The 13,887-nt window shown below is 66.1% G+C and carries 12 protein-coding genes and 1 pseudogene; 8 read left to right on the top strand and 5 right to left on the bottom strand.

What is annotated here, in order from left to right:
- Positions 1–6 precede the first annotated feature (6 nt).
- On the bottom strand, positions 7–954 hold the full coding sequence (locus CQY20_RS25305) for an alpha/beta fold hydrolase (RefSeq protein WP_097942819.1): 948 nt from the start codon (positions 952–954) through the stop codon (positions 7–9).
- Positions 954–1,478 (bottom strand): phage holin family protein, encoded by a 525-nt coding sequence (locus CQY20_RS25300; RefSeq protein WP_097942818.1) that lies wholly within the window; start codon positions 1,476–1,478, stop codon positions 954–956. The genes CQY20_RS25305 and CQY20_RS25300 overlap by 1 nt, the downstream gene beginning before the upstream one ends.
- 161 nt (positions 1,479–1,639) lie before the next feature.
- On the opposite strand from CQY20_RS25300, the gene CQY20_RS25295 reads away from it, so the two are divergent.
- Complete coding sequence (locus CQY20_RS25295) at positions 1,640–2,365, top strand: S1 family peptidase (protein ID WP_097942817.1); 726 nt, start codon at positions 1,640–1,642, stop codon at positions 2,363–2,365.
- 14 nt (positions 2,366–2,379) lie between these two features.
- Here CQY20_RS25295 and acs read toward each other — a convergent pair whose 3' ends face one another.
- A complete protein-coding gene (gene acs / locus CQY20_RS25290) occupies positions 2,380–4,344 on the bottom strand; it encodes an acetate--CoA ligase (protein ID WP_097942816.1) in 1,965 nt (654 codons plus the stop codon).
- A gap of 108 nt (positions 4,345–4,452) precedes the next feature.
- Here acs and CQY20_RS25285 point away from each other — a divergent pair, with 108 nt between their 5' ends.
- Positions 4,453–5,205: a Fic family protein gene (locus CQY20_RS25285; RefSeq protein ID WP_234816405.1), complete on the top strand. Its 753-nt coding sequence runs from the start codon at positions 4,453–4,455 to the stop codon at positions 5,203–5,205.
- 482 nt (positions 5,206–5,687) lie between these two features.
- On the opposite strand, the gene CQY20_RS25275 is transcribed toward CQY20_RS25285, so the two are convergent.
- Together CQY20_RS25275 and CQY20_RS25270 are read right to left on the bottom strand one after the other, a co-directional pair.
- Positions 5,688–6,557, bottom strand: coding sequence for an HAD-IB family hydrolase (locus CQY20_RS25275; RefSeq protein ID WP_097942815.1), 870 nt, complete (start codon positions 6,555–6,557; stop codon positions 5,688–5,690).
- A 352-nt stretch (positions 6,558–6,909) separates the two neighbouring features.
- On the bottom strand, positions 6,910–7,428 hold the full coding sequence (locus tag CQY20_RS25270) for a DUF1772 domain-containing protein (protein WP_097942814.1): 519 nt from the start codon (positions 7,426–7,428) through the stop codon (positions 6,910–6,912).
- A 180-nt stretch (positions 7,429–7,608) separates the two neighbouring features.
- Between CQY20_RS25270 and ssd the strand changes: the two genes are divergently transcribed.
- The 6 genes and pseudogenes from ssd to CQY20_RS25240 form a co-directional block, all read left to right on the top strand.
- A complete protein-coding gene (gene ssd / locus CQY20_RS25265; RefSeq protein ID WP_474630427.1) occupies positions 7,609–8,676 on the top strand; it encodes a septum site-determining protein Ssd in 1,068 nt (355 codons plus the stop codon).
- A pseudogene (locus CQY20_RS25260) lies at positions 8,673–9,530 on the top strand (TadA family conjugal transfer-associated ATPase); the annotation flags it as partial. The gene ssd and the pseudogene CQY20_RS25260, both read left to right, overlap by 4 nt.
- A gap of 207 nt (positions 9,531–9,737) precedes the next feature.
- Complete coding sequence (locus CQY20_RS25255) at positions 9,738–10,535, top strand: adenylate/guanylate cyclase domain-containing protein (protein ID WP_165789297.1); 798 nt, start codon at positions 9,738–9,740, stop codon at positions 10,533–10,535.
- Between the two features lie 196 nt (positions 10,536–10,731).
- Positions 10,732–11,166, top strand: a complete 435-nt coding sequence (locus CQY20_RS25250) for a type II CBASS E2 protein (protein ID WP_234816404.1) — start codon at positions 10,732–10,734, stop codon at positions 11,164–11,166.
- Positions 11,156–11,710, top strand: a complete 555-nt coding sequence (locus tag CQY20_RS25245) for a Pycsar system effector family protein (protein ID WP_133119129.1) — start codon at positions 11,156–11,158, stop codon at positions 11,708–11,710. The genes CQY20_RS25250 and CQY20_RS25245 overlap by 11 nt, the downstream gene beginning before the upstream one ends.
- A gap of 353 nt (positions 11,711–12,063) precedes the next feature.
- Positions 12,064–13,887 (top strand): type I restriction enzyme HsdR N-terminal domain-containing protein (locus tag CQY20_RS25240; protein ID WP_165789296.1); only part of this gene is annotated, 1,824 nt, incomplete at its 3' end.

Raw genomic sequence — 13,887 nt, 5'->3', positions numbered from 1 at the left:
CCTCCGTCACAGCTGGCCGAGGAAGCGCATCAGTTCGTCGTTGACGGCGTCAGGTTCCTCTTCGTGGACGAAATGCCCTGCGCCTGCGACGGTTACATAGCGGCCGTGCGGCGCGTAGCGCTGTGTGCGCTGCACGGGGTCGGCGAGCACATACGGGTCGCGGTCTCCGCGGATGTGCAGCATCGGCACGGCCAGTTCGCGTTTCATCGAACGCATAAAGCGGCGGCCCTCACTGCGCAGCTGGCTGCGCACGGCCCAGCGCTGATACTCCAGTGCCGAGTGCGCCGCCGACGGGATCTGGATGGCGCGGCGCATGTGCGCGACGGTCTGCGTGAAATCCTCGGAGTCAACCCACTTCTCGCCGGCGCGGCTGCGCACCAGCCGTTCCACCGCCTGGCCGTCGCGGCGGGTCAAGGCCCGCTCGGGCCACATCGGAACCTGGTAGCGCAGCATCCACGGCAGCAGCGCCAACCCCTGGTCGCGGCGGCGCAGAGCCGACGAACGCAGCGCCGCGGGATGCGGCGAACTGATGACCGCGATCGCGCCGACCATCCGCGGGTGCAGCACCGACGTCGCCCAACAGACCAGGCCGCCATCGGCGTGCCCGACCAGGGTCGCTGATCGATGCCCGAGCGCGCGCACCAAACCCGCCGTGTCACCGGCCAGCGTCCACCCGTCGTAGCCGCGCGGCGGTTTGTCGCTGCCGCCGTAGCCGCGCAGATCCACGGCCACGACGCGGTATTTCCGCAGACCCCGCAGTTGATGGCGCCACGAGTACCAGAACGAGCCGAACCCGTGCAGCAGGATCACCAGCGGCCGCTCGATGAGGGGCGCCTCGATGTCGTCGGGGTTGGCCTTGGCTTCCACGACATGGAAGCGAATGCCGTTGGCGTGCACCTCCAGATGACGCCACGGACCGTCGATGCGGACGACCGACGGATCGGGTGGGGCCATTACCAGCCGGACGGATCCGCGGTCGGCCCGGTCGCCGCCTTCCCGTCGCTGCCCGCGCTCACCGCCTTGGCCTTGTCGTGGCCGGGAGTCAGCGCATCGGGGATCTCTCGCACCGACTCGATGGTCTTCCGCGGGCCGCGGATACGCCGGACCTTGAGATAACCGAACAGCGCCAGGATCGCGGTGACGACGACCATGATGCCGAACACGATCAGGAACGCGACCCACCGCCATACCCACATGTCGAGCAGTTCGGCGAGGAAGAAAAAGAAAAAGAACGTCGAATAGAAGAGCACGACGAGCGCGGAGATGAAGAAGACGCTGCCGGTCAGGCCTTTCTTGACGTCGCGGGTGATCTCCGCGCGGGCCAGTTCCACCTCGGCGCGTACCAGCGTCGAGACCTGGGCGGTCGCGTCCTTGACCAGTTCTCCGATCGACGGGTCGGGCTTGGGGGCATGCGGATCGACCAGCGGTATCGAGGTGACGGTGGTCGGCACGCCGTTCTTCCGGTCGCTACTGCTCACGGATGGTCCTCCCGTTGTCGCTGTCGTCGGCCGAGTGGTTCCGACGTTTCAAGACACTCGATCATGTTGCCACGTGGCGACGAGGTAAACGATCCCGGCGCAGCGATACACTGACCGTCGCCGTTTGAGAGGCGGGTCGGGACGTTGATGGGGGATGGGCATTGAGGACCAGGCACCGCTGGCTTCTTCGCTTGTCGGCCGCGATCGTCGCGCTGGCCGCATTCCTGGGGTCGACGCAGGCGACGGCGCCGAGGGCCCGTGCCGCTGAACCGGTCCCGCTGGGCGGCGGTGCAGGGCTCGTCGTCAACGGCGAGACGCTGTGCACGCTGACCGCGATCGGCAACGACAACCGCGGCAACCTCGTCGGATTCACGTCGGCGCACTGCGGCGGCCCGGGCGCCCAGGTCGCCGCGGAGGGCGCCGAGCAAAACGGCGTGCTGGGCGTCATGGTTGCCGGCAATGACGCGCTCGACTACGCGGTGATCCAGTTCGACCCGCAGAAGGTCACGCCGGTCAACAACTTCGGCAACTTCCTGATCGACGGCATCGGACCCGATCCGGTGACCGGCGACATTGCCTGCAAGCTCGGCCGGACCACCGGCTACTCCTGCGGCGTGGTGTGGGGCCCGGGGGAGGACCCCGGCACCATCGTCAGCCAGGTGTGCGGTCAGCCCGGCGATTCCGGCGCCCCGGTCACCGTCAACAACAGACTGGTCGGCATGATCCACGGCGCGTTCGCCGAAGACCTTCCGACGTGCATCATCAAATACATCCCGCTGCACACCCCGGCCGTCGCCATGTCGATCAACGCGGTGCTGGCCGACATCGTCGCCAAGGACAGGCCCGGGAGCGGCTTCGTTCCGGTCGGGTCGACGCCGGCGGTGTAAGCCGGCCTGGGTCGCTACTTGCTGGCCCGGATCGCCTCGAACACCGACGGGTCCACCAACGTCGAGGTGTCGCCGAGTTCGCGGCCTTCGGCCACGTCACGCAACAGCCGCCGCATGATCTTGCCGCTGCGAGTCTTCGGCAGCTCGGGCACGACGTGAATCTCGCGCGGCCGCGCGATCTTTCCGATCTCCTTGGCCACCTGCTCGCGCAGTTCCTCGACCATGTTGTTGTTGCTCTTGGCGTGCTGCTCCAAGATGACGAACGCGCAGATGCCCTGTCCGGTCGTTTCGTCGGAGGCGCCGACGACCGCGGCCTCGGCCACGCCGGAATGCCCGACGAGTGCGGACTCGACCTCCGTCGTCGAGATGCGGTGTCCTGACACGTTCATCACGTCGTCGATGCGGCCGAGCAGCCAGATGTCGCCGTCGGAGTCGACGCGCGCGCCGTCGCCGGCGAAGTACCAGCCCTGCTTGGCATACCGCGACCAATACGTCTCCTTGTAGCGCTCCAGATCGCCCCAGATGCCGCGCAGCATCGCCGGCCACGGCTGATCGAGCACCAGGTAGCCGGTCACGTGCTCGCCCTCGTCGGCGCCAGGCACCAACTCGTTGCCCTCTTCGTCGACGATCTTCGCCGAGATCCCCGGCAACGGCCGCATGGCCGAACCCGGCTTGGCGGCCGTGATTCCGGGCAGCGGTGAGATCATGATGGCGCCGGTCTCGGTCTGCCACCAGGTGTCGACGACGGGAGTCCTGTTGCCGCCGAAGGCATCTCGGTACCAGCGCCAGGCCTCGGGGTTGATCGGCTCGCCGACCGATCCGAGCAGTCGCAGGCTGGACAGGTCGTGTGCGTCGGGGAATTCCCGGCCCCACTTCATGAACATCCGGATGAGCGTCGGCGCGGTGTAATAGATTGTCACGCCGTACTTTTCGATGATCTCGAAGTGCCGGTGCTCGTTGGGTGAGTTCGGTGTGCCCTCATAGACCACCTGGGTCACGCCGTTGGACAGCGGGCCGTACACGATGTAGGTGTGGCCGGTCACCCATCCGATATCGGCTGTGCACCAGAAGACGTCGGTCTCCGGTTTGACGTCGAAGACGTAGTAATGGGTGTATGACGCCTGGGTCAGGTAACCGCCTGTGGTGTGGATGATGCCCTTCGGCTTGCCGGTGGTGCCGGATGTGTAGAGCAGGAACAGCGGGTGCTCGGAGTCGAACGCTTCGGGCGTGTGTTCGGGCGACGCCGTATCGACGACGTCGTGCCACCACAGGTCGCGGCCCTCGGTCCACGGCGTGTCGATTCCGGTGCGGCGCACCACCAGAACATGCTGCACGGGATTCTCTACGCGGTCTGTGACCGCTTGTACCGCCTCGTCGACGTTCTCCTTCAGCGACGCCGCTTTGCCGCGCCGGAACTGACCGTCGGCGGTGATCACCAACTTCGCTTCGGCGTCTTCGATGCGCGCGGCGAGCGCGGCCGAGGAGAACCCGGCGAAGACCACCGAGTGCAGGATGCCAAGGCGTGCGCACGCCAGCATCGCCACGATCGCCTCGGGCAGCATCGGCATGTAGATGGCCACCCGGTCACCGGCCTTGAGGCCTAGGCCGGTCAGCGCGTTGGCCGCCTTGCACACCTCGGCCAACAATTCGGCGTAGGTGATGTCGCGGCTGTCGCCCTTGGGCTCGCCCTCCCAGCGGATCGCGACCCGATCGCCGTTGCCCGCCTCGACATGGCGGTCCACGCAGTTGTACGCCACGTTGAGCTTGCCGCCGATGAACCACTTCGCGACCGGCGCCTCCGACCAGTCCAGCACCTCGGTGAACGGGGTGTCCCAGGACAACCTGTTGGCCTGTTTCGCCCAGAACGCAAGCCGATCCTTTTCGGCCTCGGCATATAGCTCAGGCGTCGCGTTCGACTGCGCGGCGAACTCGTCGGACGGTGGATAAACAGACGGCCCTTCGGTGTGCGCTTCGGTCATATCTGTGAGGGTAGTCACTGCCGTCAATGGCGTGGTCATCGCCTGTGCGGCGGGTCGTCGGTGCCGCGTGTGTGCTGTTCTCGGGCGAAGTGGATAGCGTGTCTGCGCGTGACGTCACATCCGCTTGCGCCGCTGGTCGATCTGCCCGGGGTCGCCGAGGCGGGCGAGGAGGCCCGCGAGGCGCTCGCCAAGGTGCACCGGCACCGCGCCAACCTGCGCGGATGGCCGGCGACCGCCGCCGAGTCGGCGCTGCGTGGGGCTCGGGCGTCTGCGGTGCTGGAGGGCGGCGCGCTGCAGCTGCCGGAAAGCGGTGAGCCCGATCCGCTGCTGGCGGGCGCACTGCGCGTCGCGGAGGCGTTGGAGGGTGGTGCGACGAGCCTGGTCAACGTCTGGCAGAAGGCGCCCATGCAGGCGTTGGCGCGGCTGCATGCGTTGGCCGCCGCGGACCTTGTTGACGACGACCGGCTCGGCCGGCCGCGCATTGAGGGCGACGTCGGGCAGCGCCTGGAGCTGTTGGTGCAAGTCGTGACGGGCAAATCGGACATCCCCGCCACGGTGCTGGCCGCCGTCGCGCACGGGGAGCTGCTGACGTTGGCGCCGTTCGGCACCGCCGACGGGCTGGTCGCGCGTGGGGTGTCGCGGCTGGTGACCATCGCCGCAGGGCTGGACCCGCATGGCCTGGGCGTCCCAGAGGTGTTCTGGATGCGTCATTCCGGCGACTATCAAGCGGCCGCGCGCGGATTCGCATCGGGCACACCGGACGGTTTGACGGCGTGGCTGATGCTGAGTTGCAAAGCGTTGCGCGCCGGTGCCAAGGAGGGACTCTCGATTGCGGAGGCGGCCGCCAAACGCGGCTCGTAGCACGTCGGCAGGAAGGTACCAGCAAATTGAAAGCGGGCGACGGTCCGAATCTGATCGGCTCGCCGCCCGCTAGCACGGACCCCGGTTACCAAGCGTGCTGATTGGGTTGCGTGGGTTGGCCTCGGCGCCCTTGCGATGCGCTACGACTGCGACCCCACCCAAAGGGTCGTCGTGGTCGCCCGCTCTCCGCAATTACGCAGGCCCGCAACACTTTTGCCTATTCCGCGGCATGGGCTCCGCGTGGGTGCCCGGGAGCCGTGCTAGGGAGCCCGGATCGGGAGATCGAGCCTTCTCTTCCGGCTCGAGCTTGGCCTCTCCAAGCTTCCGTGCTTCCTTTGTACTACGTGACCACAGTCACAGCAAGGGTGAATCACGCACGACATCTGGTCGTTACGAACCCTTGCTCAGCTACTACATCGAGTCGGATGTCGGGTCGGATGTCGGGTGGGATCACGAAACGAAGTGATCCGGTGTCGGACGGCTCAGAAAGCGAAACGGCGCAACAGTGAGTACGTCAGCGCGCCGGCGAACAACGCGCTCAGCCCGACCGCCGCGGTGGTGGCGACGGCGGCGCCCGACGGGGCCGGGATGCGGTCGCGCAGCGACACCGGCCGGGTGAAGGTCAACACCGGCCAGCCGCGCGCGGCGGCCTCCTTGCGCAGTGCGCGGTCGGGGTTGACCGCGGTGGGATGCCCGACGGCCTCGAGCATCGGAAGGTCGGTGATCGAATCGGAGTAGGCGTAGCAGTGCGCCAGGTCGTAGCCCTCACGGGCGGCCAGCTCGCGGATGGCCTGCACCTTGCCCTCGCCGTAGCAGTAGAAGGCGACCTCACCGGTGTACTTGCCGTCCTCCACGACCATCCGGGTCGCCATAGCGTGCGTCGCGCCAAGGGCTTTGGCGATCGGAGCGACGATCTCCTCGCCGGAGGCCGACACGATCACCACGTCGCGCCCGCACAGCTTGTGGTCGGCGATCAGGTTGGCGGCCTCGGCGAAGACCAGAGGATCGACGATGTCGTGCAGCGTCTCGGCGACGATCGAGCGGACCTGCTCGACGTCCCAACCCGCGCACATGTTGGTGACGTAGTTTCGCATCCGGTCCATCTGGTCGTGGTCGGCACCGGACATGAGGAAGAAGAATTGGGCGTACGTGGACTTCAGCACCGCGCGCCGATTGATTAGCCCCTGATCGAAGAAGGGTTTGCTGAAAGCGAGCGTGCTCGACTTCGCAATTACGGTCTTGTCGAGGTCGAAGAACGCGGCCGTGCGAACGGGCTGGGCGGTTTTCGGCTTCGTTTGCGGTACTGAACCCCCTGCCGCCGCCGGGTCGGTTGCGGTCACGACACCCAGCATAGAAGGCGTTCTCCGGGTCGATCCGGTCGAGTCGTCAAAACGGCAGCTCACAACGGGTGCTACCGGTCGCGCAGTGTCCGGACAAATCGGTGCTTTCCAGGGCAACCAGTACTTGCGCCTCTTGGGCTTTCCGTGTGTATAGTGAGGCTTACTCGGCTTATGCCGGGTGTGCATCAGCCCGACCCCCCGGGGCTGATACACGACGACCTCCGCCTCCTCCCCCCCTGGCGGGGGTCGTCCCTTTTATGTGGCCCCCAATTCGTTCGACGGATAGATGGGGAACTTCACTCAAGTTGCGGAATCGCGTTTTCGGCGCGTGTCTTGCAACACGTTCTGGTCGCGGCATGACGCCTCACACAGCGTGTGCGGCCTCCTGCTCACGTGGTTCGACTCGCCGCTCGGATCCCGAGAGCGACAGTGCCCGTAGGGCACACAGCCATCCGACGCCGCCGATGACCATGCGGACGTAGTTCAGCCCGGTCCACCAGGTCACGAACGCCTCGATCTCAGATTCCGACCAACCCTGGCCGCTGGACTGGAACGCCAGCATCTGCGGCACGAAGTACCCGTAGCTGGCGAGCGCGTAGGCAGTCATGGCGACTCCGGCCGCAAGCCACCAGCGCCGGTAGCCGACATCGGACCGCCACGCCACTACGGCGTTGACGACGGCGAGCACCGCCACCACGGGTGAGACGAACGGCCAGAACGCCCGGCCCGCCCGCTTCATCCCCGAGCTCTCCATGGCGGCCAGCACCTGCCCGGCCGACGCGTCGGCCCACAGCGGTACGACCGCGAGGTTCTCGTATAAGCCGGCCCCGAACTGGATGCCCACGAAGATCACCAACAACCACAGCCACACCGTGCGTTTCATCGGTTCACTCCTTCGGTGGTGCATGTCGGTCACGTTCTGTCCCGACGCTATTGCCGACGGCTGGACCGCGGAATGCGGTAAACCGCCAGCGATTGCGGGGGATATCCACAGTTAGCGCCGCATCCACAGATGGCCGCAACGCACTGGTATCGGTGACGCCGACTCGCGCAGTGTGGGGGCGTGAACTCAACCCCTGGCGCGCTGGCGTTGGTCGCCGAAGCGGTGATGCGCGACGAGGTCGACCGCGTGGCCGCAGCGGCGGGCATCGCCGTGGTGCACGCATCCCAATCGCCGAGCCGGCAGGCATGGACAGGGGCTTCGGCCGTGCTCCTCGACGACGCTTGGGCTCGTCGCTGCGAAAGTAGTGGGCTACCGCGGCGGGGCCACGTCATCGTGCTGACCCGCGCACAACCGCGGTCCGCCGATTGGGAGGCCGCTATCGCCGTCGGTGCGCAACGCGTGATGACGCTGCCTGCCGACGAGAGCAACCTTGTCGCGGCGCTGTCGGAGGCGGCGGAAGCGCGTCGCGACGACGGCAGGCGTGGCGCCGCTGTCGCTGTGATGGCGGGCCGCGGCGGGGCAGGCGCTTCGGTGTTCTCCGCCGCGCTCGCGCTGTCGGCGGGCGACGCGCTGCTCGTCGACGTCGACCCGTGGAGCGGCGGCATCGACCTTCTCGTCGGCCTCGAGAAGGACCCCGGATTGCGTTGGCCTGATTTGTCTTTGGAGCACGGTCGGCTCGACATCGATGCGCTGCGGCAGGCTCTGCCGCGACGTGACCGACTCAGTGTGCTGTCGAGCGCCAGGTCGGTCAGTGACATCGAGCCGGTACCGCTGGCCGCGGTGGTCGACGCGGGCAGGCGCGGCGGCCTCACGGTGGTGTGCGACCTGCCGCGGCGGATGACGCGGGCCGTCGAAATGTCCACCGACGCAGCAGATCTCGTTGTCCTTATCACCACGGCCGACCTGCGGGCGTGTGCCGCAGCCAAAGCTCTCTCGGCCGACCTGGAAGCCATCAATCCGAATGTCGGCCTTGTGGTGCGGGGCCCGTCGCCGGGCGGGCTGCGGTCGGCTGACGTGGCGGGCATCGTCGGGCTGCCGCTGCTGGCGGCGATGCGACCACACCCGGCGGTGGCGGAAAGCCTTGAGCGGGGCGGGTTACGGCTGCGTCCGCGCTCGCCGCTGGCCACCGCCGCCAGGAAGGTACTGGCGGTGCTGGCCCAGCACCCGTCGGCGGAGTCGGCCGCATGAGCGAGTCGTTGATCGATCGGGTCCGCGAACGGCTGGCGGCCGAGTCGGCCCCGCTGCGCCCGAGCGTGGTCGCCGCCGCGATCCGCGCCGAGTCCGGCGGGGTGTTGGGCGACACCGAGGTGCTGACCAACCTGCGGCTGCTGCAAACGGAGCTCACCGGCGCCGGGATCCTCGAGCCGCTGCTGTCGGCGGACGGCACCACCGATGTGTTGGTGACGGCACCCGATGCCGTGTGGGTCGACGACGGCAATGGGTTGCGACGCACGCCGCTGAAGTTTGCTGACGAGGACGCCGTGCGACGACTTGCTCAGCGGCTCGCGCTCAGTGCGGGCCGTCGGCTCGACGAAGCCCAGCCATGGGTCGACGGCCAGCTGACCAACGCAGCGGCCGGTCCTTTCACCGTCCGGCTGCACGCGGTGCTGCCTCCGATCGCGACAGGCGGCACATGCCTATCGCTGCGCGTGCTGCGCCCCGCGACACAGGATCTGGCGACGCTGACGCGCACCGGGGCGATCGCTCCCGAGGCCGCCGCACTGCTCGACAGGATCATCGCCGCGCGGCTGGCGTTCCTCGTCTCCGGCGGCACCGGCGCGGGCAAGACCACGCTGTTGTCGGCCGCGCTGGGTGAAGTCGCGCCCGACGAACGCATCATCTGCGTGGAGGACGCCGCCGAGCTGGCGCCGCATCATCCGCACCTCGTGAAGCTGGTCGCACGGCCCGCGAATGTCGAAGGCGTCGGCGAGATCACCGTGCGCGACCTCGTGCGCCAAGCGCTGCGGATGCGGCCAGACCGGATCGTCGTCGGTGAGGTCCGCGGCGCCGAGGTGGTCGATCTGCTGGCCGCCCTCAACACCGCGGTTAGCGACTGGTGGCGTTAGCAGAAGCTGATTCCAGCAGCTAGATGTGTCGCGAACGCGTCCGCGACACGTTGTCGACCTCCCATAGGTTGTCGGTGGGTTCGGCCATACTTGTTCGGGACTAGCAACCAGGCTTGGCGTCACGCTGTGAGGCGTTGGCCCGGCGCTGGTGGGTCAACCTGGTTATGGATTTGGAGCCTGCCGATGACGGTACTGACGGCCGATCAGTTCGGTGATGCCGTGATGGGCGACTATTGGCGCCGTCAAGCGGGTTACCGGTCGATCCAGGCGTCTGCGGCCCCGTCGCTGCGGTCGAAGGCACTTGGCCACCCGGAATTCGAAGAGCTTGAGGTAGGTGGCCGCAAGCTGGCTTCGCTCGCCGTCGCGTTCATCGATCTCACCGATTTCACCGGGCGCTCCTTTTGGGATGACGAAGATGCAGTAGTCGACCTCGCGCACGCGGTGCTGAGTGCCTTCGTCGAGATTGTTTCCGGATTTGGCGGATTCCCACTTGGCCTCCGGGGTGACGGGCTCTTCGCGGGATTTGGGCCGGGCCAACCCGAAGCAGACGCGGTGATGGCTCTTGGTGCGTGTGCCCATGCGTTGAATGCGGTGGAACAGGGTCTGAACCCGCGGCTCGAGGCGGTAGGAATCCGGCGGGTTCAAGCCCGCGCTGGAGTCGACTACGGACGGCTGACGTTTGTTCGATCCGGAAGCCAGGATCACAGTGAAGTGAACGTAATTGGGTTCGCGGCCAACTTTGCGGCCAAGTGCGAGAAACAGGCAAAGTCGTGGGAAGTGGTTGTGGGCGAAGGCGTGCAGCGATTGTTGCCCGACTCGCAGCTGATTGAACACGAAAAGTCCCCGAAGCGGTATCAACGCGATCATCTAGTGCGTTATTACCGCTTTTACGACTACCGCTGGCGCACAACGCTTCCACACATCCCTGGGACGGTGGAGCAGCTCGATGGCCACCCTTCGAGCCGGATCGCAATCCAATGAACTGGAGATGATGATGTCGATTCCCGCGCTACTTCGCCATCACGGCGTTCACGTGCCCAGATTTGTCACGGTCGCTGGGCGGGTTGTCTTCGATAACGTCACAACCACGCCCTCCGGACCGGTTCACAGGGACTACGGCCCTGTTACCGCCGTAGCCCCGCACAGGTTTCATGGTGGCGAGGAGGAGGCCGACAACGTGTTGGCCCAGTCGCATGTGGACTGGTGGGCAGACCATGGGGCGCTCACCCGTCATGTCGACGCTATGAAGGAGTCCTTCCCGGAGTTCCTGTACCTTCCGTCAGACGACGGGGCTCCGCCAAGTTGGGGCGGGGTCATCGATACGGGCCGCGGCCGGTTCACCGTGCTCATCATGACCCGCCGCGATCAAGGTCTACCGCGGGTTCACGTGACGCAGCCACGGCTCGGGGCGAACGCGGGACGCCGCTGGCAGAAGCCGCCGCACCTATTCACGACTGGAAGCCTATGTGTCGCCGACCGTGACGACTGGGATCCCAGCCAGCACACAGTGGCAACGGCAACCGCATGGGCGGCGCACTGGTTGGCTGCCTACAGCGAGTGGCGGATCACCCGAAAGTGGCCGGTCGAGGGCGTCGATTCCGTTGCTGTCTGACGCCGACCCGGCAAGCGAAGGGCAGACGCCGCAGACATCCGAAGGCACAGGGAGCATTGCGGCCATTGACCAAATGGCCGGATGGGCGCGTTTCGGAGACACCAAAGCAACCATTCTGGCCGCCGGCCTTGGTGTCGCAGCGACAATGTTCAACAGCAGTGCTCCCGCTGTCTTCAAGGCAATGAGCAGGCCGTGCCCCGCTGGTCTGCTCGTCGGCGGGTTCGCGCTGCTCACAGTGCTCTCGTTCATGTGGACGTTGTTCTGGGTGGTACGAGCAATCGCACCTCGGAGCGACATTCCCTACCAAGGGCTCAATAGATTCGCTTGGCCGTCCGTGGCTGATGCCACCGCCGAGCGGCTCGTCAGACATGCACAGCAGAACGACGTCGAAGAGGATGCGTGGCAACAAGTACTCGACCTAGCAAAGGTGGCCAAACGCAAGTTCTACTTCTGCAGGCTAGCGGTCTATGGGTTCGGAGTGACAATCGCTTCCGGCGTAGTCACCGTACTGCTCTCAGCCCTCTACAACTCTTCGATCAACTGAGCGGCCCGGCGCCGCAAACTAGCGACTGACGTCGGTCCTTCATGGAAGCGCTGAAAATCCTGAGGGCGTGGCGAACGAAGGCGGTAAGACCGGTTCAGAGCCGTCGCTGCCCGCTTCTCTGCGCCGTTTCGGTCAATTTGCCCGACCTTGAGGCCCCGTTACCCAAGAGGCAGCGACTACCGATTCAACCCCCCATGCCTAGCTGTGGTGTTCCCCACGTTGATGGCACGGCGCGACGCGAGGATGCCTTGTACGGCGGCGTCTACCGGCGCTCCAGGAACAACAAATACCGGGCCCTGCACGGACGACAGTGTTTGATGTCCTCAGATGCCCAGAATGGCCGGTGAGGACGTATGCCTGCGCAATGGATCGTCGATGCGACATCAGCACTCGGTGATGTCTGCAAGAAAAAGCTGGCCGGCCCAGGAGAGGCCGAGGCCGCGATCCGAGCCCCCATAGAAGAACTGCTCGCTGCCGCCGGCCAGAATTTGTCGCTGACAGTCGTCCCTCACGACGAAGTCAGCGACAAAGACCGCGGCGTCCGCCCGGATTACGCGATCCGCGTCGACGGAGCCATCACCGGCTACCTGGAGGTCAAGAAGCCGGGGGCGAACCTGGACCCCGAATCGTTCACCGGCCACAACAAGCGCCAATGGGAACGCCAACGCGACTTACCCAACTTGATCTACACCAATGGAACCGAGTGGCGGCTCTACCACCATGGCGGTCCTGTCGGAGACCCTGTGCACCTGGCCGGCGGCACACTGCGTACCGCGGGAACCAAACTCACCTGCGGAGACGACTTCGAGGTCCTGCTGACTGACTTTCTGCGGTGGGACCCGGTCGACATCACCGGCGTCGTCGCACTCGTTCGCGAGGTCGCACCGCTGTGCCGGCTTCTACGCGGGGAAGTCCTTGACCAGCTCGCCCAAGAGACTCGCGCGATCGCCGCGGGTGCCAAGGAATCCGATCAGCCGTTCCACGGCCTGGCCCGCGACTGGCGGGCCTTGTTGTTTCCGACTGCCACCGACGACGTCTTCGCCGACGGGTATGCCCAGGCCGTCACCTTCGCGCTGCTGCTGGCCCGCACCGAGAACATTGATCTTGTCGCCGCCGGCAGTCTGCACGAGGTCGGCACCAAGCTGGCCGGGCAGCATTCCTTGATGTCACGTGCCCTGCAGCTGCTCACCGACTACGTCGCCGCTGACTTCCGGGTAACACTAGACTTGCTGGTACGCGTGATCGGCGCCGTCGACTGGCCGAAAGTCCGTGCAGGCAACCGCGATACATATCTGCACCTCTACGAACGGTTCCTTGGGGAATACGATCCCGAGCTCCGCAAGCTTTCCGGCTCCTACTACACACCGCATCAGGTCATCGAGCAGATGGTGCGCCTGTCCGAAGACGTTCTCGTTCAACGACTGGACCGACCCGAGGGGTTCGCCGACCCGTCGGTGGTGATCGCGGATCCTGCGATGGGCACTGGTGGGTATCTTCAGCAGGTCATCGAGCACGTCGCGGACCGCGTCGAGGCCCGCGACGGCAAGGGCGCTGTCGCGGGCGCGGTGACCGACCTGGCCACCCGGCTCTACGGCTTCGAACTGCAGATGGGGCCGTTCGCTGTCGCCGAGCTGCGCGCCACTGACCTGCTGGCCGATATCGGTGCCACTCTGCCTCCCAACGGGCTCGGCCTGTTCGTCACAGACACCCTCGACGATCCCTATGCCGAGCAGACACAGCTTGGCTCCGGGTTGGAGCTAATCAGCCGCTCCCGCAAACGTGCCGCACGAGTCAAAGCAAAGACGAAGGTGACGGTGGTAATCGGCAATCCGCCGTACCGCGAACGTGCCGAAGGGATGGGTGGTTGGGTCGAGCGGGGCAGCGGCGCCGATCCCTACAAGCCGCTCGACGATTTCCGAGCTGAAGGCAACGGCCGCCACGAATTCAATCTGAAGAACCTGTACGTGTACTTCTGGCGTTGGGGCACATGGAAAGTCTTCGACGCCAATAGGGATCAGCCCAACGGCGACACCGGAATCGTCTGCTATATCACCACGTCGGGCTACCTGCGCGGTCCCGGCTTCAAAGGAATGCGCGAGTATGGCTATGTCAACTCGAATTGGCCCCGGCTGGGCGGTTCGAAGTGGCCCCGCCCGGGGAAGGCTGGAGTTGCCGTG

The sequence above is a fragment of the Mycolicibacterium agri genome (assembly GCF_002553505.1).
Taxonomy (GTDB): domain Bacteria; phylum Actinomycetota; class Actinomycetes; order Mycobacteriales; family Mycobacteriaceae; genus Mycobacterium; species Mycobacterium agri.
This window is presented reverse-complemented; position numbering and strand designations above follow the sequence as displayed.